The 22,795-nt window shown below is 46.2% G+C and carries 24 protein-coding genes; 9 read left to right on the forward strand and 15 right to left on the reverse strand.

The features are described 5' to 3' along the window. Nucleotides 1-24 precede the first annotated feature (24 nt). Nucleotides 25-717 carry a hypothetical protein gene (locus AACZ40_RS07685; protein WP_291171321.1) on the reverse strand — a complete coding sequence of 231 codons (693 nt, stop codon included), beginning with the start codon at nt 715-717 and terminating at the stop codon, nt 25-27. Between the two features lie 792 nt (nt 718-1,509). Here AACZ40_RS07685 and AACZ40_RS07690 point away from each other — a divergent pair. The 3 genes from AACZ40_RS07690 (at nt 1,510) to AACZ40_RS07700 (ending at nt 4,723) form a co-directional block, all read left to right on the forward strand. Further along, nucleotides 1,510-2,160: an STAS domain-containing protein gene (locus AACZ40_RS07690; RefSeq protein WP_291171323.1), complete on the forward strand. Its 651-nt coding sequence runs from the start codon at nt 1,510-1,512 to the stop codon at nt 2,158-2,160. 82 nt (nt 2,161-2,242) lie between these two features. Then, nucleotides 2,243-3,484: a GspE/PulE family protein gene (locus AACZ40_RS07695; RefSeq protein WP_291171325.1), complete on the forward strand. Its 1,242-nt coding sequence runs from the start codon at nt 2,243-2,245 to the stop codon at nt 3,482-3,484. A gap of 243 nt (nt 3,485-3,727) precedes the next feature. Next, the gene (locus AACZ40_RS07700; RefSeq protein WP_291171327.1) at nt 3,728-4,723 is read left to right on the forward strand and encodes a hypothetical protein; all 996 of its coding nucleotides are present in this window, start codon (nt 3,728-3,730) and stop codon (nt 4,721-4,723) included. A 318-nt stretch (nt 4,724-5,041) separates the two neighbouring features. Here the strand turns inward: AACZ40_RS07700 and AACZ40_RS07705 are convergent, their stop codons facing one another. From AACZ40_RS07705 to AACZ40_RS07715, 3 genes are all read right to left on the reverse strand, one after another. Further along, complete coding sequence (locus tag AACZ40_RS07705; protein WP_291171329.1) at nt 5,042-5,584, reverse strand: hypothetical protein; 543 nt, start codon at nt 5,582-5,584, stop codon at nt 5,042-5,044. 286 nt (nt 5,585-5,870) lie between these two features. Then, entirely contained in the window at nt 5,871-7,124 is a 1,254-nt protein-coding gene (locus AACZ40_RS07710; RefSeq protein ID WP_291171331.1) for a sulfatase-like hydrolase/transferase, read from the reverse strand. 197 nt (nt 7,125-7,321) lie between these two features. Further along, nucleotides 7,322-7,990: a transaldolase family protein gene (locus AACZ40_RS07715; protein ID WP_291171333.1), complete on the reverse strand. Its 669-nt coding sequence runs from the start codon at nt 7,988-7,990 to the stop codon at nt 7,322-7,324. Between the two features lie 221 nt (nt 7,991-8,211). Between AACZ40_RS07715 and AACZ40_RS07720 the strand changes: the two genes are divergently transcribed. Continuing rightward, entirely contained in the window at nt 8,212-9,060 is an 849-nt protein-coding gene (locus AACZ40_RS07720; protein WP_291171335.1) for a glucosamine-6-phosphate isomerase, read from the forward strand. Nucleotides 9,061-9,189: 129 nt separating this feature from the next. Next, nucleotides 9,190-9,900: a PIG-L family deacetylase gene (locus tag AACZ40_RS07725; RefSeq protein WP_291171337.1), complete on the forward strand. Its 711-nt coding sequence runs from the start codon at nt 9,190-9,192 to the stop codon at nt 9,898-9,900. A 5-nt stretch (nt 9,901-9,905) separates the two neighbouring features. Here AACZ40_RS07725 and AACZ40_RS07730 read toward each other — a convergent pair whose 3' ends face one another. From AACZ40_RS07730 to AACZ40_RS07780, 11 genes are all read right to left on the reverse strand, one after another. After that, nucleotides 9,906-11,024, reverse strand: a complete 1,119-nt coding sequence (locus AACZ40_RS07730; RefSeq protein WP_291171339.1) for an ABC transporter ATP-binding protein — start codon at nt 11,022-11,024, stop codon at nt 9,906-9,908. Further along, nucleotides 11,003-11,554: a ParB N-terminal domain-containing protein gene (locus tag AACZ40_RS07735; protein ID WP_291171341.1), complete on the reverse strand. Its 552-nt coding sequence runs from the start codon at nt 11,552-11,554 to the stop codon at nt 11,003-11,005. Before AACZ40_RS07735 ends, AACZ40_RS07730 begins: the two co-directional genes overlap by 22 nt. A gap of 419 nt (nt 11,555-11,973) precedes the next feature. Continuing rightward, nucleotides 11,974-12,288 (reverse strand): hypothetical protein, encoded by a 315-nt coding sequence (locus AACZ40_RS07740; RefSeq protein WP_291171343.1) that lies wholly within the window; start codon nt 12,286-12,288, stop codon nt 11,974-11,976. A 1-nt stretch (nt 12,289) separates the two neighbouring features. Next, nucleotides 12,290-12,532, reverse strand: coding sequence for a hypothetical protein (locus tag AACZ40_RS07745; protein ID WP_291171345.1), 243 nt, complete (start codon nt 12,530-12,532; stop codon nt 12,290-12,292). Next, nucleotides 12,532-12,807 carry a hypothetical protein gene (locus AACZ40_RS07750; RefSeq protein ID WP_291171346.1) on the reverse strand — a complete coding sequence of 92 codons (276 nt, stop codon included), beginning with the start codon at nt 12,805-12,807 and terminating at the stop codon, nt 12,532-12,534. The genes AACZ40_RS07745 and AACZ40_RS07750 overlap by 1 nt, the downstream gene beginning before the upstream one ends. Next, nucleotides 12,807-13,655, reverse strand: coding sequence for a trypsin-like peptidase domain-containing protein (locus AACZ40_RS07755; protein WP_291171347.1), 849 nt, complete (start codon nt 13,653-13,655; stop codon nt 12,807-12,809). Before AACZ40_RS07755 ends, AACZ40_RS07750 begins: the two co-directional genes overlap by 1 nt. Further along, entirely contained in the window at nt 13,649-14,023 is a 375-nt protein-coding gene (locus AACZ40_RS07760; RefSeq protein WP_291171348.1) for a hypothetical protein, read from the reverse strand. Before AACZ40_RS07760 ends, AACZ40_RS07755 begins: the two co-directional genes overlap by 7 nt. Then, nucleotides 14,020-14,268 (reverse strand): hypothetical protein, encoded by a 249-nt coding sequence (locus tag AACZ40_RS07765; protein WP_291171350.1) that lies wholly within the window; start codon nt 14,266-14,268, stop codon nt 14,020-14,022. The genes AACZ40_RS07760 and AACZ40_RS07765 overlap by 4 nt, the downstream gene beginning before the upstream one ends. Before the next feature lie 170 nt (nt 14,269-14,438). Continuing rightward, nucleotides 14,439-14,783: a hypothetical protein gene (locus AACZ40_RS07770; protein WP_291171351.1), complete on the reverse strand. Its 345-nt coding sequence runs from the start codon at nt 14,781-14,783 to the stop codon at nt 14,439-14,441. Between the two features lie 111 nt (nt 14,784-14,894). Then, a complete protein-coding gene (locus AACZ40_RS07775; protein WP_339673864.1) occupies nt 14,895-15,473 on the reverse strand; it encodes a response regulator in 579 nt (192 codons plus the stop codon). A 513-nt stretch (nt 15,474-15,986) separates the two neighbouring features. Further along, on the reverse strand, nt 15,987-16,241 hold the full coding sequence (locus AACZ40_RS07780) for a hypothetical protein (RefSeq protein ID WP_291171355.1): 255 nt from the start codon (nt 16,239-16,241) through the stop codon (nt 15,987-15,989). Nucleotides 16,242-16,713: 472 nt separating this feature from the next. Between AACZ40_RS07780 and AACZ40_RS07785 the strand changes: the two genes are divergently transcribed. The 4 genes from AACZ40_RS07785 (at nt 16,714) to cysK (ending at nt 22,399) form a co-directional block, all read left to right on the forward strand. Then, nucleotides 16,714-17,751, forward strand: coding sequence for a polysaccharide deacetylase family protein (locus AACZ40_RS07785; protein ID WP_291171357.1), 1,038 nt, complete (start codon nt 16,714-16,716; stop codon nt 17,749-17,751). Nucleotides 17,752-17,917: 166 nt separating this feature from the next. After that, nucleotides 17,918-19,666: an Nramp family divalent metal transporter gene (locus AACZ40_RS07790; RefSeq protein WP_291171359.1), complete on the forward strand. Its 1,749-nt coding sequence runs from the start codon at nt 17,918-17,920 to the stop codon at nt 19,664-19,666. A gap of 120 nt (nt 19,667-19,786) precedes the next feature. Beyond that, on the forward strand, nt 19,787-21,160 hold the full coding sequence (locus AACZ40_RS07795) for a right-handed parallel beta-helix repeat-containing protein (RefSeq protein ID WP_339673869.1): 1,374 nt from the start codon (nt 19,787-19,789) through the stop codon (nt 21,158-21,160). Nucleotides 21,161-21,469: 309 nt separating this feature from the next. Then, the gene (gene cysK, locus AACZ40_RS07800) at nt 21,470-22,399 is read left to right on the forward strand and encodes a cysteine synthase A (protein ID WP_291171366.1); all 930 of its coding nucleotides are present in this window, start codon (nt 21,470-21,472) and stop codon (nt 22,397-22,399) included. The last annotated feature ends 396 nt before the right edge of the window (nt 22,400-22,795 follow it).

The raw sequence follows: 22,795 nt of genomic DNA on the forward strand, positions 1-22,795 counted from the left end.
GTTTTAAATGACGAGTTTATATTTTTACTTCTGAGAAAGCTCTTTTTTTTCTTCGATATTGTTTCCAGGAGCCAGCACGACTTTTTTCAACGACTCTTTTTGTCTCTGCAGTCGCTGAACTTTTCCCTGAATGCGATCGATATAATCACGAAGAGTTTTCTGTTGTTGTTCCGCTAGAAATCGTTCATTTCGAATTTCATCAATCTGATCTCGCAGGCGAAATATATCGGCTCTACGTTCGGAAGCTTCCTGATTTACTTCCAGAGTCTGCTGGCCAATTTTGATGCCTTCATTTGCAAGCTGAATGATCTGCTGATCGAGTTGAACTATTTTCTGTTTCAGCTCGGTTGCTTTATCCTTCATTGCCGTTCGATCGACTTTATTTATCAATTCCCATCTTTTGATCGATGTCTTAAGTGGTTCAATTGTTTTCGTAACCTCATCCAGCTTTTCATTCTGTTGCTGAAGTTTGTGTTTTTGTGCGGCCACGATGACTTTTGCCAATACGGGAGAAGTAGTAAGTTGCTCACCTCCCCTTCTGGTCTTTACAGACCAGATCGGGTTCTCACCAGCCTGGTATTCAAATACATAATCAGTCAAGGCGTCTTTTTCTTGAGACCAGTTGGGGCCTCCAACAGCACTGACTGCGGCAAATCCCATAAAGGCAATACTGGCAAAAAATACCAGTACTAACAGGATTTTACTTAGAAGGGTCATTGATACATTCCTGTGTCAGGGTAAATACGCTGAACTACTCTGATTTCTCTATATTTATTATGCTTTATCTTTTAAGCTTAGGCTATTCACTTTATTCCTATTGCGGAATAAGAGTTAAAAGAATTGAGTCATTTCAAGAAAGAATCAGGGCAAAATACCTGAGTTATGAAAGTAATAAAGCAGAAAATCGATCTGCGGCGAAAAGGCTCTCTTGAGACGATATGATTAGATAACTGCTACAGGTAATTCGTACGCAAAAACAACCTATATTGTGAAATCGGTTATTTCCTAATTATAAATACGCCTAAAAAGCATAGTCAAACTGAATTTAAGCTAACTGTCTGGTATTTAACTGTTTGACCTTTCTAACTTGGGTTGCAGACACAATCCCTACGTTCAGAATACTTGACATAACATCAACTTCCAGTGAAAAATCCTGAATTAATGCCTGTCGAATATCTCGATCGGTTATTTCCAGACAGCCAGCAGACATACCAGCAAGCTGATATGTTCATAAATACACATTCTTGGTTTGAAACTATATGGATGATTATTTGAAAATATTAACAAGTGATGAAGCGAACTTGTTTGTATTAAAATACTTAGTAAATCCCGCACTTTGGTCCAAATTTCGATAGGTAAATTCTGGTTCCATTGGTATTTTGCATTACATGCAACGATTATTGCCGATCTTATATAGTACGATCAAACCAGTACTCACTGATTAGACTTTAATCTAATGCCGGGCCCTCAGATGCATCAGATACCGAGATTAGTTGGAGATTGGTTTAAATGACTACCCGGGAAGCCCCTTACCGTATCACAAACGTAAACGAACATCTCAAAGTCCAGTTACTTCCAGAATTGAATGATTCAGCCTGGACGGAACTGGAATCACTGGGTGATTCGCTTCTACTGGTATTGAAGGAAGTAAAACGCCCCACGGTGATAATCGACTTATCAAAATTGAACTATATAAGCAGTTCACTGGTCGCCATAGTGATTCAAGTCTGGAAGCTGGTTGATGAACAGGGCGGGAAAACGGCCGTTCTGAATCAAAGCGAAATGGTTGAAGAAGTACTTAATATCTCCGGCTTGAAAAAAGTCTGGTGTATTGTCCCCACTGAAAAAGAAGCCATCAACCACTTAAACCAGACCCTCAAGCAGGAGCGTATTGAGCGCAGACGGAACTTCTCGACACCCATTCTTCTAGGCATTGTGGCTGTCCTTTCTGCTGTTATCTGTTTCGCATTATATGTGAGTGAATCACTCAACCTGGATCCGAAGGTTGCCTTAGCGGCCACCATTTCCTTCTCAGTCGCGGGCATATTACTAAGTGCAACAGTACTTACTGACCGCAGAAAGAATATACGGGTATTGGGTGTAGTGGTTCTTATCTGCAGTCTTATTGTAGGTGGACTTGGCATATTCAAATTGTTTTGAACCCGGAATAGCCACCACAATCACAAACGACAAATAAGAAAACAACTTGAATATCATAGGTCAGGACAGAAAGAGTTGAGCCATGTCAGATTCGTCAGCAAAACCCGAAAATAAGCAGGAAGGACGTCAGCAGGCCCTTCAGGCAGAGTTGAGAGAACTGGTTGATGTTGTAGGTCCAGGCCCCCTTGTAGATTTATTGATGGAAAGAGCATTCCAGTTACAGGCAACAGACATCCATCTGGATCCTCTGGATGATGGGTTGCGCCTCCGACTACGTGTCGACGGAATGCTGCATGACATTATTCAGCTCCCCAAAGAGGCAGCAGCTTCAGTCATTTCCAGACTCAAACTGGCGGCAAACATGGATATCACTGAACGTCGCCTGGCGCAGGATGGTCATATCAATAACGAGACGTTGCAGAACCGTCGAGACATACGGGTAGGCTCAGGGCCCACGATTCACGGCGAAAGACTTGTACTGAGGTTGATGCCAGATCATAAACGGTTTACCCATTTCAGTGAACTGGGGCTCAGTGAACGACAGACAAGTGAGATCACAAAATATTGTCAGGCCCCCTACGGGATGATTCTAAGTGTAGGTCCGGTAGGCTCGGGTAAAAGCACTACAATCTATAGTTGCCTGGACCATCTCAACCAGCCTGAAATGAGTCTGGCAACTATTGAAGACCCAGTGGAGCGTCGGATTGAAGGCGTGAACCAGATCCAGATCGACCCCAAAATCGGTTTCAGTTTCGCTGAAGCATTACGAGGTGTGCTCCGCCAGGACCCCAATGTGATCATGGTCGGGGAAATTCGTGATTCTGAAACAGCTCATATCGCCGTAAGGGCAGGTTTGACAGGCATTCGTGTACTCTCCACTTTGCATTCCAATGATGCTGTAGCTGCCATTGATGTTTTCCGTGAGTTTGGAATTCCCTCCATGTTTATCACTGACAGTCTGCAGGGCATTATTTCACAGCGTCTGGTGAGGTGCATCTGCGAAAAGTGTCGAACTCCCTATCAACCTGATACCGGAGCCTGCGAATACCTGGGCATTAATGCGGATCAACTGTCTGATTCAAAAATAGCCAGGGGTACTGGTTGTGAACATTGTTTCCAAACTGGCTATTTAGGCCGAACGGGAATATTTGAAACGCTCGGGATCAAGGGAGAGTTAAGAGACGCCATTCTCCGCGGATTGACACAATCGGAGATCCTGAAACTAGCTTCCAGCCTGGGCATGACCACCATGGAAGAATCCGGAAAGGCCAAGGTGCTGGAGGGACTTACTACCGTCCAGGAATTGCATCGTGTTCTGGTCTGATCAGACACATTCGCTTGAAATGCCTCGTTCTCAGAACCTGGTTTGCAGGCCCACTCTGTACACTATTTCTCGTCGAATTGGTAAAACAGTCTCTTTGGAGAACCTTATGTTCTCAGGAAAAAAACATTCAATTCTGGTAGAACTGTTATATAATAATACGTAATTGACAGTAATGGGTTAGCACCCTGCATAACCCTTCCGGCCATCCTCATTCACTCAGATGAGACGTTGAAGGATTGCCACATGAATTTGAACCACAGAGAGCCGACTGGTATCAATGACACAGGTGATGCCACCCTCGGCTGTTCCCAGTCAGCGACGGTTTCTATGTCGAACCAATCCAGGTCCGCAACGTATTTTAAAGCGGACTCATCATCCAAGGTCTCTGCATTAAAGGAGCGCCTGGACTCCCCTCAGGATGAATTACATCCGGACAAAAATGATGATACCATGCTCTCGCTGAAACAGAAAACCGTAATCTGGCTGGCCAGTTTTACTGCAACGGGATATTTGATTTCCTTACTTTTCCATTCGACAGTATTAACCCTGATGGCGATCGTGATTGTCGGAGGAATTAAGGGAGATGATGATATTTCTACACTTGTCAGTCTTGAGGATGATCAAAACTTCTCACTGAATGGTCCTCTCGATACCCGCATCAAAGAAGCAGGGGGGCAAACCACCGAGTTTAATGTCATGCAACCTGTCAAAACAATGACGGGGGAGAACGAAAATACAGTCGAAGAAATTCAGGAAGATTTTTCTGCTCATTTTGGCAAAGGAACAGGTGAATCTGAAGGTGACGGGGCCGGTGCGGGGGGGGGAGATTTTAAATTAAAACCAATGGGAAATGCCGTCACCGTTGGCAGTTTTACTGCCTGGACTGTCCCTAAAGACCCGGATTTAAATGAAGACTATCTGATTATTATCCAGGTTAAACTTCCTGCCAGTTATAACTCAACCCGTTACCGTGCCTCGGACCTCTCAGGTCTCGTTCTGGGGACTGATGACCATCGCCAGGCGATTCCCTGGGACTCGAAGTGGCTCAATTCTACCTTCACACCTAATGCAGTAGGCGATATCCGACCGGTTGATAAAGGGGATTATCTACCTCTCAAAAATCGGGTCGCACAATTAATCGTTAAAGTTCCAGGATCAAAAATCCCAGCGACGCGCGACACCATCAAAATCAGATCCAGAGTTCTGAAAGAAAATCAGACTCTGGAGATTGTATTCTGAACCCTGTCTCGAATCTCAGTCAATCGTCTGTCTGACCTGTTACCACCGAGATCCAACCTCTCTGATAGATTTCACCAAAGCTGGCCCAGTGAGCGGGAGGAACCATTAAATTTCCTGAACAACAAGGGCAGGGCAGGTCCGGTTGAGCGGGGAACATAGGTTTCTGTGAAAGATCTGTCGATTCCCAGGCTGCATCACACTCATCGCAGAGTATGAGAGCGTGTTTTTCACTGCTGCAAATCCGAATCCCCAGTGCGCCCTGTTCGCAAAAAGAGCAAATCCCTGCGTAATACATGTTTTGCACCTTCAATTTAATCTTTACAAGGGAAATGCTGAAATGACATCAGTGCCTTCCAGGACTATCCGTATCCTGTAAGCTTTTGGGTTTCCCTGTTGGTTACCGACGCGACCTCCCACATAACCGATCGGACGTTTCATATCGACGGTGTAAACAACTCGTGTCCCTTCTTTCTTTTTATTTACAGTTTTGCCACCTGCAAGCGCTTTGAGATAAGCCTCATCGATTAGCGCCAGTATATTTTTTCTCACACCATCACCGTCAAACACTCCATGTTTACCGGGGCGATCCGGTTGATCTTCTGCATGTTTCATCACATGCAATAAACGGTGTTTTTCCTGGCTTCCAGGACCATACTTGAGTCCTGCAGCGGACTCCCAGACTTTACCTCCTAAATCACGAAGCTGCCCCAAGTCTGGCTGCGATTTCGAATCAGATACTTTCTCAGCAGGAGGTGGCCTGCTGGATTTTGCCGGCGTTTGCTTTTCGCCCAATCCAGGTAGATCCGGCATTGTGGATTTATTTTCGGAATTCGAAGACGGTAGCTGTTCTTTCAGGGACATGCTGTCAGATGTCCTGTCTGAAGTCTGATCCTGAACTGATCCCGGTTTTAAAATGGAAGAACCACCCGATCCCGTTCTATGTGCGGAGTCCTGAGTGGCGTGCTGTTTCGGGGACTCGAACGTTTCGTTGCGAACCTCTTCAGAAGGTGTCCGCTGGTTTTGTCTGACAGAATAAATCACCAGCGCGAAGACGATGATCAACCCGATACGAATCGACCGTGAGTTAAATTTTTTCTGTTTCTCTGCGGAAAGATTCATGTGTTATCCTTTCAGGTCACCGTCAGCTTTATTCAGACAATGATTTCTGATACTGATTGTAAATCTTCTTGAGGTGATCTACCTTTTCGGGATGCCGGGCGGCAAGATTCTTTGTTTCGCCGATATCTTTGGAAAGATCAACCAGAAAAATTTGATCATCTTTTCCCAATGGTGCCTGCTGGCTGGTGTCACGGGGGTTCTCCAGTAATTTCCAGTCACCTTCTCGGACTGCCCAGCTTTTACCAATCTGCCAGTAAAAATGGTCGTGCGGACTCCTGGCATCTGCAGACTCGATGACTGCTTTCAAATTTTTGCCATCCAGTTGATGCTCAGGCAGTGGTGCGCCAGTTAAAGCTGAAATGGTAGGTAGCCAGTCACATCCGGTTGCCAGTTGATTTCGTACTTCTCCTTCAGCGATTGTTCCCGGCCAGGAAACCATTGCCGGGACACGGATTCCTCCCTCAAACAGGCTGAATTTAGCTCCTCGATACGGGCCTGCACTGCCTCCGCCTCCGAACGTTCTTTCTTCCTGTGAATGTCCATGGTCGGACTGGAAAATGATGATCGTCTTTTCTCGAAGCTGGCATTCGTCGAGCGTTGCTAACACTTCACCAATACAATCATCCATCGTTGAAACAAATGCCGCATATTTATTTCGAGGAGAGGGCAGGTGAGCATAAGCTTTTCTCCACTTTGCTTTTCCCTGTAGGGGATAATGAGGGACATTGATGGCCCAATATAAAAAAAACGGTTTATCACCTGCCTGCCGAATATAACTCTGACACTTCTCTACCATGAGATCCGGAAAAAACGCGCCATCATGCCAGACTTCTCTGCCATTCTCCCATAAGTCATGTCGGTTTGGTCCATTCCAATAGAAGAAATGTGAGTAATTGTCGATGCAGCCACCCATATGCCCGAATGAGGTCTCGAACCCTTGTCCATTAGGCATTGTTTCGGGTGTATAACCCAGATGCCACTTTCCGATATGCGCGGTTTGATAGCCGGCCTGCTGCATCATCTCTGCAATCGTGACCTGTTCAGCAGGCATGCCACTTTTACCGTGATGCGATGATACATTTCCAGGTACTCCCGCTCGTGCAGGAAATCTGCCGGTGAGCATCCCCGCCCGGGAAGGAGAACACACCGGCGCAGAGGCATAAAACTGTGTGAAGCGAATTCCCCGGCGCGCAATCGAATCCATGTGAGGCGTGATTAGATCTTTCGCACCATAGCAATTCAGATCGACTGAGCCCTGATCATCCGTGAAAATAATAATCACGTTTGGCTTCTCAGTCCTGATTGCGCTTGATGCAGTGTTGGAGAACTGTAAAAGCTGGTAAATCAGGACGAAAACCCCAATGCAAACGAAATACTTTGGAATAACAATACAATATTTCACCGAGGTCTTGTTCATACTTTCACCTGAATTTGTATCGATTGACATTAGTCGGAATTCATTATCTGGTATGGTCATCTTCAGGAATCCTCAGAGGGAGTTTCATCCCAGGCAGCCTGGAATATTTTTTCCCCGTGAACCGTGTAAGGGTTCTGCATGCTCTCTTGATATACGGCAAGGCCGGCAGTCACACAGTGTGCTCCTGCGAGGGCAACATCTGTGATCTGACGGCTGTTCCTGATAGCGGCTGCGATGATCTGTGAATCATACTCATGTCGCTCCAGCATTTCTGCAACTTCCAGAATAAAAGTCGTGGTCGATTCGCCGTATGCTTCTTTCCAGCCTATGAAGGGGCTGATAAAATAAGCGCCTGCACGCGCAGCATGCCAAGCTTGAGAAACAGAAAATATCAGGGTGGCATTTGTTCTGATGCCCAGTTGAGTCAGTTCTCGAATGGCTTTGAACCCTGACTCGCTGGCACCGACTTTAACAACAAAGTTCGGTGACATTTTTGAAAGCTTCACTCCCTGTTCCACAATCTTTTCCCAATCTGTGAGATGCGGGTCCACTTCAACACTGACCGGTTTATCTGTTCCAGAAAAGAGTCCCGCGATTTCCTCAATCACCCTAAAGAAAGGCTTGCCTGAATTTTTAATATGTTTGGGATTGGTAGTCAGTCCATCTAAATCCCAATATTCCAGGCTGTGTTTGATCTCATCTGTAATCGCACTATCCAGAAACAACTTCATTGTGTATTCCTTTCGTCAGGATAAAATGGCTATAACTTTGAATATGTGACATCAAGAGCAACTCGAAAGGAAGATTCCTTGAGAGCAAACTGATATTTTAAATTTTCCTGAATCCATTATTCTATCGCTTCGTTATTAATATAGCAGGTAATGAGCCAGCCATCGTTACTGAAAACAACCAGAAATACCCCGCCCTGCTTCAATAAAGTGTAGATTATATCATGACATTTCACTTCCCTGACTACCTGGATATCAGACGCAATGAACTTGCGACGGGAACTTCCGTTAAGTTCTCAGTTGTCAAAGATATGCCGGATATCGCACAACATATGGCGATAGCCATGCTGCGAGTTATTGAGACTGCAGAAGCGAAAGGAAAACCGGCAACGCTTATTGTCCCAGTGGGCCCCGTCGATCAATATCCCATTCTGGCAGATATGATTAACCAGCAACAATACTCCGTTAAAGACGTAATGCTGATTAACATGGACGAGTACCTGACAGATGATGATCAATGGGTCGATCTCTCTCATCCGCTCAGTTTTCGAGGTTATATGAATCGAAAGTTTTATGATCTGCTAAAACCCGATCTGGCTCCTCTACCCGAGAATCGAATCTGTCCGGATCCCAATGATGTTGGTGCCATACTAAAAATGATCGAACAGCGAGGAGGAGTGGATGCTTGTTTTGGCGGGATCGGAATTAATGGTCACATCGCATTCAATGAACCTCCGGAGGCAGATCAAACAAACAGCGCAGAAGAATTTGCGCAGCTTTCGACTCGGAATCTGGATTTGACGCGTGAGACCCGCACCATCAATTCGGTAACTGTCGGCGGTGAGATTTCGATCATCCCATGGCGGGCTGTTACGATTGGCATGAAAGAAATCCTGTCTGCAGCGGAGCTACATTTTTATTGCAATCGGATCTGGCAGAGCTCTGTCGTTCGTAGAGTCTTGCATGGCCCTGTTACCAGTGACTGCCCCGCTTCACTTCTCCAAACGCACCCTGCCGCCTCACTAACCGTTGCGGAATATGTAGCTGAGCCTCCTGATATTCGTCTTCGTTGAATAGAACTGGAAACATACTTCTGGAGCACATCACATTTAACCATAGCGTCTCTTAATATATTATACTCGGCTCAAATGGCCCTGGAAACGCTACAGTAAAACTAGATACAGTCTAAGAGTACCGTACCAATGAAATTGAATTTCGAACAGGAACGAATCCTGGCAGTCGTCGCCCACCCAGATGATGCCGAATTATTATGTGCCGGTACACTGACGCGTGCACAACAGGCAGGCGCCGTGATTGGAATCTGCGTGCTCTGTCAGGGAGATAAAGGACAACCAGACCCTCCTCTGGATAATCTGGTAGAAGTGAGACAACTGGAAATGCAGTCTGCAGCGAAAATTGTCAGTGCGGAACTGTTTTTTGGAGAGCAACCGGATGGTGGCCTCTTTGACAGTCTTGAATTACGCAGGAAACTGACCGAGATCATGCGTCAGTTTTCACCGACACTTGTCCTGGCCCATTCTCAGTCGGATTATCATGCCGACCATCGGGCGGCTTCGGTGATCACAGAAGCTGCGACATGGTTCAGCGCATCAGCGGGTAACAAAACTGCTTCACCTGCTCTGGCCAAACCACCTGTACTATGGTGGATGGATACGGTCAACATGACCTCGTTTGCCCCCCATTTTTACCTCAACATCAGTGATTTTGTCGAAACGAAAATATTGATGTTAAACTGCCATCAGAGTCAGCTGCAACGAGGAAAGGATTCCAGCTTCTCTCCCTTGCAGGAACTGATGCTTCAGCAATGCAGTACACGTGGCGCTCAATCTGGCGTGAAAGCTGCCGAAGCTTTTCAGACGCATACTGCCTGGAAACGCTGCGCCGCCTGGTAAGGCTGTCAAATTAATCCAAACTGTCGTGCTTCTTCCTCATGTCTGGGTCCACAATATAGAAATCCAGCTGTCACCCTGCCATTGCTGGAAGCGAGGCGGCGTTTACCGTTTTTCTCCAGACCCATTTGCCGGGAAACGGAAGAAGGTTCTCGCGTCATCTGCCAATGTTTTGATTTTGCGCGATGCTGAATCATAGCGGGATGACCTGTAACACTGGTGTATTTTTTCCTGCAGGCATAAAGAGAGGCTACAAATTCGCTGAGTGCGTTACCAATTCCGATTCCCTGAAAATCGGGAAGACATACAGTACGATGTTCGCGAAATGATGAAGATTGTCGGTGTGGAAAATGAATGACAGCCGTGAAAGCAGCCGGCTGCCCATCCACTAAAGCCAGAAAACAATTCGCTGATTTTTGAATGGTAGAATCTAAATAGTGATGTTTGCGGAATATTTTCCAGGCATCTCGATGCACGTTAATAATTTGGAGTGTAACGGGTGGTCGCGATTGCCTTTCAGACCTCCATTGAAATTCGCTGGTCGCAGGCAAATAAATCCAGTCTGGATTTAACCATTCGATAATATCAAAATGACAACTGACGGCGACAAACTTCTGTTTTCTTTTTCTAACAGCCCTGGCAATGGCGCAACTTCCGACTTTTGCAACAGTCCGATCAACAACAGAAGTAAATTCATCGATAACAACGGTTTTTGATTGTTCTGCAAGTGCCCTTGCCATTGTCACTCGAAACTGCTCTCCATTTGACAATGCATTGAAAGGTCTTAACCAGCCGGGAGGCGAGGAAAATCCAACCGATGAGAGTAATGACGTAATCTCTTTTATTCCCATTTCCTCTGGGAACGAATCAATAATACTTTTCTGCTTGTACCAGTTAAATTCACTGATAATTTCGTTCTTGAAACATTCCCTGGCGATGGTGGTTTTACCACATCCTGAGGGACCGACGATCAGACCTATATTCCACTCATTCTTTTCGATCGGCAAATCGACTGTCCATTGTTGTCTGCTGGTTGTTTCAGCAGACATTCCAAACATGCCTTCCAGTTGGATGACTCGGGGACTGCGAATGACCCGCGTTTTCTTTACGAGATCCAGGCGCGGCATTGTATTCCCTCTTTCTTGAATCGTTTTAATAAAGCAACCTGCCCCGCTTCATCTTCACAGTCAATCAGGATTCTGTATGTGTCCACCAGCACTGGGGTCTGATCTTCAGCCTCATACACTTCCTGGAATTCCAGATTTTCACGCTTCAGGGAATCCAGTAAATCTCGTACTTCTTCAGATTCTGTCGAAATGCTTCCGATTAGCCGTTCCAGCGCCAGCTGATCGGTTCTGGCCATGGAAGTCACGACATCAAAGGTCGCCAGTATCTTGTCGGCTTCTTTTTTAGTGACATTCAAAATCAGGCAGGGCACTTTTTCATCTTCGGCTATATCAGCCCGTAAATGTCCATCGATCAGTTCAAAAGTTCCATTCTTACAGTCACGTACCAGACATGCGGAAGCAAATCCGACTTCATTCAAAATCGCACGTAATGCCGTTTCCTGTGATTCTGTATGCTCACGCCAGTTATTGGCATTTCTTTTTAATAGAGATGCCTTGATGCGTCTGAAACTGCTGATTCGATCTTTCAATTAACTCTCCCACTCTGATTAATGAACTCTACAAGCAATCCAGACATCGGTTAGTTCCATTTCGCTGTCGAATCTGATCTTTATGAAAGTCTCCTTTAAATACAGGTCCGCCACACCTGGCGCATGTGGAAATAAGCTCATGTTTTTCCAGGACAGAACTCACACACAGATCCGGAAATTCTGCTTCCACCATTTTTGCTGCTAAAACATGTGTCTGCGCTTCTCGGTCGAGTCGTTTGACAGGCCGTGCTCCGTTAACTTTTGAAAGATAAACAATGAATTGAGGCATCTGTTTCTCCCTTTAGAAATCCGCATTAAAAAGACTTAAATCAATACACGTTTTGTATTCTAAAAGGAGAATCTCAGTTTTCTTGGGGTGCATTCAGGCAGCAGTGATCACAACGAACCAACCGGTTAAATTACGGCAACAATTCCACTTCATATTCTGTGTTGGTATCGATTGTCTGATCGACTTGTGTTGGCTGATTCTTCAACGCTTCCCAGATCATGTAACCGCCCGCTGGCACTCCGATTCCCGTTGTGATCAATCCCGCTCCCAATGCGAGTTTCGCAAGTGAACCCATCACGCTGCCCTGCTGCTGTTGTGGTTGCAGGTACTGGTGTATCACGCTGTTATCGTCGCCAATGTGCATGTCTTCGCCCTCTGGACGATTGTTGTCGGTAATCTCCTTGCCAAGAAGTTTTTCGCGGGTTGCCATTGTCAGGGAATTCACGTTATTGAACCTCGCTGCCGATTGCCTCAGCCCCTCCGCTCTCTCCCCCACTTTCACCGCCCACAGTTTCTGCGCTAGCTTCTCCTTCCAGTTCAGATCCTCCACCATCGTTACTGCTCCGTGATTGCACGAACTCACCGAACGTTCCACCTTGAAACGCCCGGTCCAGTTCGCTGTTTTCCAAGATCATGGCATTATGAGCCTCTGTACTCTGCCTGATCAGCTCGTCCAATGGGTCAGTCATTAGCTTGCCTGAGAAGGACCACCGGGAGTTGTTTTGCTGGCGACTTCACGAATACCAACGGCTTCGTCCAGGGTCACCATGCGTTTGTTTTCGAGGTAGTCATAATCAACCACCTTCTGAACGGTCACGAAGTTGTTCTGCGCGACAGTCCCGGTCTGCATCAGTTGCGTCAGCATGTGATTGGCAACATTGTCGGATAAATCCACAGCCATCTCCTTCTCACTTTCTCCCTCAATGGGGATCTCAACATCTAAAACATCATCGCCGTCTGGCATTACTTTGCCTCACTTTGTTTAACGGCCTTAAAACGAAGCTTGATAGGATCACCAAGCGGGTACGTTTGTTTTGCGACTGGTTCACCGTCTGCACCTACAATCCAGACAGGAATCTGCGTCTTATTCAGTTTGTCTATCTCGACCCTGAGTTTGTTCAATTCCCCCTGCAGGGCTGTCAGATCGGTTGTGTCCGCTGGTGGTGCTTCCGGTGTTTCCTCAACAATCAACGGCTCGCACTCACACTGGGGAAGCCTGCCGTAGATCTGGATCAACTGCCGCCGAATCAGCACGCCATCCGTGTAAATCGTGTTCTGGTAGTCATGCCCGCTGATAATGCCCACCACCTGACCATTCACCAGAATCGGCCCGCCTGAGTCACCCTTGGCTACCACCTTAGAGAAATATCGCCCGCGGCGTGTCACTCGGATCTTGGCCCGCAGTGATCGCAGGTTATAAACCCCGTTTGAATAGCCATAAGCGACCGCATCAACTCCATGTACAGGATAGGCTTCTGCCACCTTAAAGCATTTCGTGGCCTTGATGCTCTGGGTTTCGATGATTGCGTAATCGACGTTGCTTGCGTACTGCTTGTGAACGACGCGAGCGCCCCACCACTGGCCGTTATAGCCGATGTGGATGGTTTTAGCCTGGTTGACGTTGTGAGCTGCTGTGAGGAAGACAGAACGGCTCTCGATGTCTCCCACATAGGCACACGCCCCGATCCCGATCAACTGCCGACATCCACCATTGGGAGTGCATTCGGTTTCAGTCGTCCTGATCGCCAGCGCCTGCGCCTGCACAACGGAAGTTATCATCAACACAAATAGAATTGTGAGTGTTTTTACCATTTCAGATACCGATCCCAGAACAAAAGCCAGTAGTGCCAGGGGTTGTTTGGAACCTTCCCCTCAGCCCAATTAAATGCCGCCACACCAAATAACCGCACACGACGGTAGTAAATGTTTGCCATGAACTTCCCCAGATCACAGCGTCTCAAATTCCGATACAGTTGACCGTCTGCCAGTTCCCGATCTTTCTTACATCCACCCCGCTGATAGGCGAAATCATGCCAGTGGCAGGCAGGTCGGATATCAACGCCTCCCCACTGGTCCGGTGAGTAGCTGCAACCGTTTGAGATGAAGTAATCAGGAGGCTCTGGACCTTCCATCAGCTCTACCAGTGCTTCTGGCAAATCAGCTGTTGCAAGCTTTATCATGGGCTATCTCCAAACACACGGTCCTCAATGCGGCTGATCCGCCTTTCATGCGAGTTCACCATTTCGATCAACAGTTCTTTATTCGCATCCAGTTTTTCATCAATTTCTATCAGTTGATGACTGTGCTCAATTAACGTTTTCGCTGTCCAGGTAATCGCGCCCACGCCACCCGCAACAATGGGCGAAAAAATGCAGGCTATAACCCAGGCGGGAATGAAAATCCCTTTTCGATTTGACTCTGCCATGATAATCCCGCGAAAACATATATTTCTGTTGTCAGAAACCATGATTTTCATGAAAGGCACGAGTGACACAACAGAGACAGGCAATAAAAAAACACCTGCCGTTGCTCAGAACGACAGGTGTTTAAATTGCATCGGATACTATATTCCGACTCTCATAATTAAGTTATCAGTCAGTCAAACAGATCCAGCGGAAATTCGCTGATAGAAAGTTGTTTGTTTTTGACTTCCTGTAATCTTCTCCAGCCTCTGGTAACCAGAGATTCCCGCAACTTGACTTCTTCGGAATCCAGTTCCCGTTTATCAAAAGGCCCATCTACAGTAATCGGCTCAAAGCCATTGTCGACAATGAACTGAGCCAGAACGGGATTGCAGCGTACATGGTGCTCAGGCTGCGCCTGCAATTCCTCTGCATGTACTTCACCAATAACGTAGCGGAGATATAAACCGCTATCTTCGATATGTTCTACTTCTTCACCACATACCACGCAGAGATAGCCTTGGTCACACTTTGCCATAATTTTCCCTCACTTCGGCTTACCGAATGGAGTTATTGAATCTGTTCCTGATGTGAATTTTTCACCTGCCAGTTTATTTTAAACTGATCGAAATGATGAAGTGAGGGGTGATCAGGATGTTTTCAGATATTTCTTCAGGTTGGCAATTTCTTCCAGCAGAATTTTAAGAAACTCGGACGCCGCCTCTTTATTATCAGCCTCAACGATTTCTCTTACAGACTGCCTGACTTTTTGAGTCGGCGAGTAAAGATGCAGAACCATCTCACTTTCTGTGGAATGAATCACATTCAATGACATGTCATTCAGTTCCTGTTTTAATTCATTCTGGTCGAGCGGCTTGAACATGATTTTAGAGAAACCAAGTTCATTAGCCAGCTTGATTCTCTGAAGGTTTTTATCCTGGGGGTTTTTGTCAGGTCTGACGGCAGTCATCAGAATGAATTGCGGTGGCGCAACCGCACCGCTGTCTGAGTATCGCTCTACCTGTTGTGCCTGTTGAAATAAATCAACTCCATCCATGCCGCTCATGACCAGGTCTGTCAGTACGACATGAATTTCGTTATCCGTCTGGAGCAACTTGATGGCTTCGTATCCAGAAGAAGCAGTGATTGCAGTGAAGCCAATTTTTTCGACGAGTCGCGCATAATAATGGCAGGAATATCCAATATCGTCGACAATTAAAACTTTCATAGACAAACCCAAAGAATTGAAGAGTTGTATACAGTTTCATCTCTCAATAGCGTTGGCGTTTTGATCAGAAGGCTGTTTTCAACAAGTTGATTACTGTTTATATATAAATAATATTTAAATTCGACACTTTAAGGTTTTTAACTGCATACGTTTTAAAGATTTATCCCTCAACATAGAATCACTTTCGAACCTCGTTCCAGTTGACTTACGTTTGAAAAATGGACAGTTCATACAGATCGAAAACAGCCGAATACGCTAACTTCAGTGATAATAGCTCGATACTAAATCGCACTTAAATGTCTGAAATATAACAGACAACTAACTCCAGTCTTTCAGAAATTTTTTGGTCCAGTTTACCAATTATTCCAAGAAACACCTGATTTAAAATGCACGAATGTTTCAGAGATGTTTCTTTGATGGAATTGTTTATAACCAAATATCGACATGGTAAATAAGAATGATTCCAATCTCGCAATGTAACGGGATTCAGACCTCTAGGTGAAGAAAATTGGTTTAAACTTCGCGGTGCGATTGGCCTGACCAGAAATCCTGGGCATCTACGATGATATTGCTGCCAAATTTAAAGTAGGGAATTCTGGTTTCTTTCAAGAGTTCTTTGAAATTCTTCTCTGTCATTCCAAACAGCTGCGCCCAGATCTTACTGCTGAATTTTCCGGTTTGAGGAAATGCTCCAGGAGACTTTGCCAAATTAGCTACCAACTCGAATGCAAATCTATCAGACTCAATGTGCGTATTTGATTCCGTCATGAGATCAAACCCTACCAGTGATTTATCTCGTCTTTTACCAGATGCGAATGCGCGTACCTCTGACGCAAAACATATGCTTCAAAAGGTGAAAACGCGTTTCCTGAGAGTCAGGAATGACGCTTGGATTGGGTAGAATGACGCGATAAATATTTAGTGACACCTACAGCGGTCACTCCGCGGCTGCCCCCAGGCAGATATGGTATTGTGGCTTGAAACCACTCCCCGACAACGAGAATTATTGTACCAGCGATCCCTGAACAAAGCAATATACATGTTGTTTTTTTCTTGCTTCCTCAGAAACGATATTACACAGAATGAGACCTGTTTTATAGGTCTTTGTTGCATTTTTGTTGCACTTCAGGTTTACAAATCTCACCATCCTGTAAAAAGCTGATGCAACATTAAACTTCTCTTATATAATCGGCAGTTAATATTGGCAATCACGAACCTTCTGACCGGCCCGGGACTCACGATGGACTTTCAAAACGGTTTTAAAGCGGATTCCCATTTCTCACTGTCACGCCGCTCTTTCTTGAGCTCAGCCATTGCCACCACTCTTGGAATTCAGCCATACAACTTTAGCGCCGCTGAATCCCCGGTTACCTCGAAAGCACAAATCGCAATTACCTTTGATCTGGAAATGAGTCGCCAGTATCCGCGACGTGATATGCTGGAATGGGATTTTCAAAAGGGGAATCTGAATCAGGAAACAAAAGCCTATTCTTTAAAGGCAGCTGAAATTGCATCCGGACTGAATGGACTCGTTCATTACTTTTGTGTGGGACGAGTTCTGGAACAGGAAGATATCCAATGGTTGAAAACCATTTCCGAACTGGGCCACCCGATTGGCAATCATACTTATGACCATGTCAATGTCTGGGCAACAGATCCGGAGAAAACGCAATTTCGGTTTCAACGTTCGCCCTGGTTGTTGGGAGGAAAGTCTGCAGATCAGGTTATTCGTCAAAATATTCGCCTGACTACGGAAGCGATGAAACAACGACTGAACATTTCACCTGATGGTTTCCGGACCCCGGGGGGATCCAGTACCGCATTGGATGCTCGAGAAGACTTACAAAACATGCTCTTGGCGGAAGGCTTCTCCTGGGTCAGTTCCAAATATCCCAGCCATAAATACAGCTCTCCCGACACGGAACCGGACAACGACATTTATCAGTCGATCCTTACTGCACAGAAAGAAGCTCAACCCTATATTTATCCCTCTGGTCTGGTTGAAATTCCCATGAGCCCCATCAGTGATGTCGGCGCGTTTCGCACTAGTCACTGGAAATTGAAATATTTTCTGAAGTCGGTCGAACTCTGCATCCAACAAGCGATCGAGCAGGGCTCCGTCTTTGATTTCTTATGCCACCCCTCAATCATGTATGTCGAAGACCCTCATTTCGAGACAGTCAAATTAATTTGTAAACTGGTAAATCAGTCGGGAGGTCGGGCAGAGATAGTTGGTTTAAGTGACATCGCAAAAAGTGTGCCTCGAAAAACCTCTTGAAAACCCTCCATCAGTCAGACTGAGAAGAGTGAATTTCCCCCATTGATGACATCCATCGTTTCTCGCCTTTTCGGTAGCGACATATAAGTGGAGTGGCGATCCTGTTTCATTCTCCTTAGAATAAAAATCCTTCTGAATCCCGCTCGCCGTTCACGAAAGACGCCCCATGTCCAACCATAGTCAACCTGCTGTCGAAGAAGAACTGGTACCCGATGAAGTCATACCACACCAGTCCTTGCCGCCTCTGAAATATCGGGACCTGCCACCAGCAATCTCCTGGCGAAAAATGATCGGCCCCAGCATCATGCTGGCTGGATTATCACTGGGTTCGGGAGAATTCGTGCTCTGGCCCTATATCACATATAAAACGGGTTTCATTTTCTTTTGGGCGTGCCTGCTGGGAGTACTCACACAGTTTTTCATGAATATGGAAATCGAGCGCTGGACACTGGCAACGGGGGAAAGTGCGATCACCGGCTTCTGTCGACTGAATAAACACTGGGCCTGGATTATGCTGTTGTTAAATATTATTCCCTGGGCGTGGCCAGGCTGGGCTACCGGTGCTGGCACGATGCTCAGTTGGACTTTCTTCGGGCCTGAGACGATTGCCAGTGTTCAAATAGAGCCGACTCCGACTCAGTTCTCCCAGGATAAACTTCCTTTCCAAAAGATTGAGTACTCCACCGAAACGGGAGTTTTAAAATGGCGTGGAGACATGAGTGCCGACGAACGCGACATTCTCGGTGATGCATTTATCCAGAATCAAGTTCAAAATCATGCACCGGCCCTGTTTGAAAAAATCAACCAGGGACAAGATTTGCAGTATGAAGCAAAGCACAGCACCTTCCTGGGAATAGGTGGCCTGTTACTGGTTGGTATTGTCTTAACGACTGGACCTGTCGTTTATAACACAGTAGAAAAAATTCAAATCTTCCTGGTAGGCATGATCTTTGTAATTGCAGTCATCCTGGGGATCTATCTGATAGAGCCCTATGCCATTACATCCATGATGAAAGGTGCCATCAATATTGGTCAGATGCCCGATGAAACGAGTGGATTGAATACGATGGCATTACTCGGAGCACTAGCCTTTGCCGGTGCCGGCGGTACGATGAATCTTGGTCAAAGTAATTTCATCAAAGATAAAGGTTATGGCATGGGTAAATATATCGGACGCATTACCAGTCCGATTACAGGGCAGGAGGAAGCAGTCAGTGAAGTTGGCTATCATTTCAAACATACCGCCGAAAACCAGACGCGTTGGCGTCAGTGGTGGCGGGCTGCCAATATTGAGCACTTTTTCAGTTTCTTTCTGACCTGCCTGGCATGCCTCGTTTTATTATCACTGATATCCTATTCGTTGTTCTATCAAGCCGACGGACAATTAAAAGAAGGCGTATCGCAGTTTGGAACAGGCCTTAACTTCATCTGGGGACAGGCTATTTTGCTGGAAGGCCGTCTCGGCAGCACTTTCAAATTGATGTTTCTGCTGATGGGAGCAGCCATTCTGCTGACAACCGAGCTGGGTGTACTTGATGCGACTGCCCGTATCTCAGCCGACATTCTGAAAGTCAATTATCTCAGAGACAATGCACTCTGGTCGCTGAGTAAATTATACTACTGCTTCCTCTGGGGCGAGATTCTGTTGGGTTCTGCAATATTACTATATGGTTCTGTCAATCCCCATTTCAAACAGCCTCTGTTTCTGATTGAAACCTCAGCCGCCATGAACGGGGGTGTGATGTTTTTATATTCGATGATACTGCTCTATATGAATTCAAAGATTCTCAGTCGCAGCATCAGTACCAGCCCACTTCGATTTGTAGCAATGGTATGGGCTGCAGCCTTCTTTGGATACTTCAGTCTTCAGGCGTTTCGTGTGCAGATTATTCCCTATTTTTCTTCGCTCTTTTAATTTTTGTTTTTATTCCCAGGTAAGTTTCAGGCCCTATTCATGCTGTTCTTAATTCTTCAATGTTGCCGAAACCAGCTTTCAGCTTTACATCTTACTCATTGTTGTCTGTTACTTTTGTGGTTGTTATTCAATCCACAGGTAATTTCATCAACGAGTGCCGCCATCTGGTATGTGGATAATCAAGCGGGTAGCGACAATCATGATGGTACTTCACAGTCAACGGCGGTCGCTACAATTTCCAGAGCAATCTCGTTAGCCGGGACCAGTGATACATTGGAACTCACAAATACGGGAATTCCCTACCGGGAATCCATGCTGTTCCGCAATCTGGGCGGGCGGCCTGATCGCTCCTTTGCCATCGAAGGTAATGGGGCCGTATTATCTGGATTGAAAGCCATCGATGGATCCAAATGGGAAAATGTCAAAGAAGACCTCTATGTATTCCCTCTTGCTAAAACTCCCTATGGGAATCCATTTCTGGTCTCTCAAGGCAAACGCATACCTCAAGCGAAAAGCCTGGCTCTGCTCCAGACCGGTCAGCACTACTGGGACCGCAACGGAAACAAAATCTATTTTCAATGCGCTGTCGGCAAACAACCGGCTGACTATGAGCTGGAAGCAACATTACGCGTCAGTGGTTTTACACTGACCAGCGCCAGTTATATTGTCTGTCGCAATCTGTCAGCTGAATTTTTCTCAAATGATGGATTCAATATCCATGGCGATTGCCGTGGCGTTCGGCTTGAGAATGTGATCGCCCGACACAACGGCGATGATGGAATTTCGATCCACGAGTCCGGCGGATTGATTGTGCAACATGCTTATGTCCATGACAACTTTTTTGGTATCCAGGACGTGAACGCTTCGCGATCGGTTTACAACGGTGTACTCGCTGAGAGAAATCAGATTGGCGTCAGCCTGGTCGGCGGCTATCACTCGCTTGTTGACTGCCAGATTAGAGACAGTATTCAGAAAGAAATCGATATTGCCGGATCAAACCCCGGACACCTGATTGGAGCTGAACACAATCCTCTCTGCAGGACCATTTTATTTGCACAGAATTTATCTCTCTTTGGAAAGGGAAATCTGGCGGGGTTGACCATTCGAAAAGGTGCAACCGCAATCATAGAACGTTCGGTCATTTCCGACTCGCAGACGGGTCTGGTCGTTGATAGTACCAGCCAGTGCCATATGACACAGACGGCAATTATCGATTGCAATACAACTCTGGAATCCACCTCCCAGGACGTCTATTTTAATTACAACTATTATACCCCTGGTCAGATCAGCTGGCAGAATACCATCTTTCAAACAAGGCAGTTTCCTGATTACGTAGCGACATCAAAAGAAGACACAAATTCTAACGTCGGCCCCTTGAGAGCAGCACCCGATGGAATTGTTGAGTTACCATCTACGAAAACTGGTATTCAAACGAAATTGAAACCCGGTCCATCGGGTCCCTTTACATCCACTTTCTCAGCAATCAAACGATAATAGTCTTCACTCGCCATTCGATTTCGAACTATTTCCAGAAGCAAAAAACTTCGAATATCCAGGACGAGTCAGGTCCCGATTCTGCCAAAATCGGCTCGCACCTGCTATTTTGTAATGAGTTCGACTTACATTGCGGAGTCTATCGAAAAGGGATTGCCTCAATTTAGGCGATTTTACATAATACAGGCGATCTGGCGAGGGCTGTCAACTATCAGCCCCGTCAACATTTACGTTACACGAAAAACAGCATCGGACTCTGATCCGTTTAGGTAAATCGTCTGGAAGTTCCTCTGATCGAAAGAAATAGACATGTCCATATACAATGATAATTCTGAAACAATCGGCCGAACTCCGCTGGTGAAAATCCATCACCTGACTGAAGGACTTAAGGCAACGGTACTGGCAAAAGTGGAAGGACGAAATCCCGCTTACAGTGTGAAATGCCGAATCGGCGCCAATATGATCTGGGAAGCAGAAAAAAGTGGACAGTTGAAACCGGGCATGCAGGTTGTTGAGCCAACCAGTGGCAATACCGGAATTGCACTTGCCTTTGTTTGTGCAGCACGGGGATATCAGTTAACTCTCACCATGCCGGACTCCATGTCTGTGGAGCGTCGTCTGATGCTGAAAGGCTTTGGTGCGAATCTGGTTCTTACTCCTGGTGCGGATGGAATGAAAGGTGCCATTCAGAAAGCGGAGGAACTGGCAGCCAGCCCTGAGTTTTTTATGCCACAGCAATTTGAAAATCCAGCCAACCCGGAAATTCACTTTAAAACAACTGGTCCAGAAATCCTGAAAGATACCGAAGGGAAGATCGATTACTTCGTTGCCGGAGTCGGGACAGGGGGAACGATCACCGGCGTCTCCCGGTACCTGAAACAGGATCAGGGATTGAACCTGAAGTCTGTGGCTGTAGAACCGACCAGCAGTCCAGTCCTCTCAGGCGGAGAACCAGGCAAACATAAAATTCAGGGAATCGGAGCTGGTTTCATTCCCGGCAATTGTGATACATCACTGATTGATGAAGTGATTCAGGTCACGGATGATGAAGCATTTGAGATGGCAGGTAAAATTGCCCGCCGCGAGGGAATCACTTGTGGAATCAGTTGTGGTGCCGCGATGCATGCCGCTTTAGAGATCGCCCGGCGCCCGGAAGCAGAAGGCAAAACGATTGTCGTCATTTTACCTGACTCCGGGGAACGTTATTTGTCCACCTCACTGTTTGATGATGCTCGCTGATCGCGCTTGCAGCTACAAGTCATTAGAAAATAATCAGTTCCGGGCAGTATTTCAGTACAGACCTGCTGTACAAAGATCTTTACGTCCTGTTCTCCTGCCCGAACGGTAGCCACCAGCGGTCAGCGGCTGTATTCTTCTATAAAACAGAAATTACACGGAACCCTCAGACTGGACCGGTGTCTTTCGGAACAGCACACCAGCCAGTAGTAGTTACGGGAATCCCTTCAGATATTCACACAGATTTGGACAGTTAACCATGCGTTTTGAAACCAAGTGCGTACATACCGGCGTTGATAAAGACAGCACCTTTAACAGTTGTACAACTCCCATCTATACCTCATCGACTTTTTACTGGGACAGCCTTGAAAGTCATAAGGGGTTCGATTACACCCGAAG

Origin of the sequence: uncultured Gimesia sp. (assembly GCF_963972345.1) — a bacterium.
Taxonomy (GTDB): domain Bacteria; phylum Planctomycetota; class Planctomycetia; order Planctomycetales; family Planctomycetaceae; genus Gimesia.

Bases quoted from the DNA above. Each gene is read 5' to 3' on its own strand.
- AACZ40_RS07685 (WP_291171321.1), bottom strand. From the start codon at position 717: ATGACCCTTCTAAGTAAAATCCTGTTAGTACTGGTATTTTTTGCCAGT.
- AACZ40_RS07690 (WP_291171323.1), top strand. From the start codon at position 1,510: ATGACTACCCGGGAAGCCCCTTACCGTATCACAAACGTAAACGAACAT.
- AACZ40_RS07695 (WP_291171325.1), top strand. From the start codon at position 2,243: ATGTCAGATTCGTCAGCAAAACCCGAAAATAAGCAGGAAGGACGTCAG.
- AACZ40_RS07700 (WP_291171327.1), top strand. From the start codon at position 3,728: ATGAATTTGAACCACAGAGAGCCGACTGGTATCAATGACACAGGTGAT.
- AACZ40_RS07705 (WP_291171329.1), bottom strand. From the start codon at position 5,584: ATGTCCCTGAAAGAACAGCTACCGTCTTCGAATTCCGAAAATAAATCC.
- AACZ40_RS07715 (WP_291171333.1), bottom strand. From the start codon at position 7,990: ATGAAGTTGTTTCTGGATAGTGCGATTACAGATGAGATCAAACACAGC.
- AACZ40_RS07720 (WP_291171335.1), top strand. From the start codon at position 8,212: ATGACATTTCACTTCCCTGACTACCTGGATATCAGACGCAATGAACTT.
- AACZ40_RS07725 (WP_291171337.1), top strand. From the start codon at position 9,190: ATGAAATTGAATTTCGAACAGGAACGAATCCTGGCAGTCGTCGCCCAC.
- AACZ40_RS07730 (WP_291171339.1), bottom strand. From the start codon at position 11,024: ATGCCGCGCCTGGATCTCGTAAAGAAAACGCGGGTCATTCGCAGTCCC.
- AACZ40_RS07745 (WP_291171345.1), bottom strand. From the start codon at position 12,532: ATGACTGACCCATTGGACGAGCTGATCAGGCAGAGTACAGAGGCTCAT.
- AACZ40_RS07750 (WP_291171346.1), bottom strand. From the start codon at position 12,807: ATGCCAGACGGCGATGATGTTTTAGATGTTGAGATCCCCATTGAGGGA.
- AACZ40_RS07755 (WP_291171347.1), bottom strand. From the start codon at position 13,655: ATGGTAAAAACACTCACAATTCTATTTGTGTTGATGATAACTTCCGTT.
- AACZ40_RS07760 (WP_291171348.1), bottom strand. From the start codon at position 14,023: ATGATAAAGCTTGCAACAGCTGATTTGCCAGAAGCACTGGTAGAGCTG.
- AACZ40_RS07765 (WP_291171350.1), bottom strand. From the start codon at position 14,268: ATGGCAGAGTCAAATCGAAAAGGGATTTTCATTCCCGCCTGGGTTATA.
- AACZ40_RS07770 (WP_291171351.1), bottom strand. From the start codon at position 14,783: ATGGCAAAGTGTGACCAAGGCTATCTCTGCGTGGTATGTGGTGAAGAA.
- AACZ40_RS07775 (WP_339673864.1), bottom strand. From the start codon at position 15,473: ATGAAAGTTTTAATTGTCGACGATATTGGATATTCCTGCCATTATTAT.
- AACZ40_RS07780 (WP_291171355.1), bottom strand. From the start codon at position 16,241: ATGACGGAATCAAATACGCACATTGAGTCTGATAGATTTGCATTCGAG.
- AACZ40_RS07785 (WP_291171357.1), top strand. From the start codon at position 16,714: ATGGACTTTCAAAACGGTTTTAAAGCGGATTCCCATTTCTCACTGTCA.
- AACZ40_RS07790 (WP_291171359.1), top strand. From the start codon at position 17,918: ATGTCCAACCATAGTCAACCTGCTGTCGAAGAAGAACTGGTACCCGAT.
- cysK (WP_291171366.1), top strand. From the start codon at position 21,470: ATGTCCATATACAATGATAATTCTGAAACAATCGGCCGAACTCCGCTG.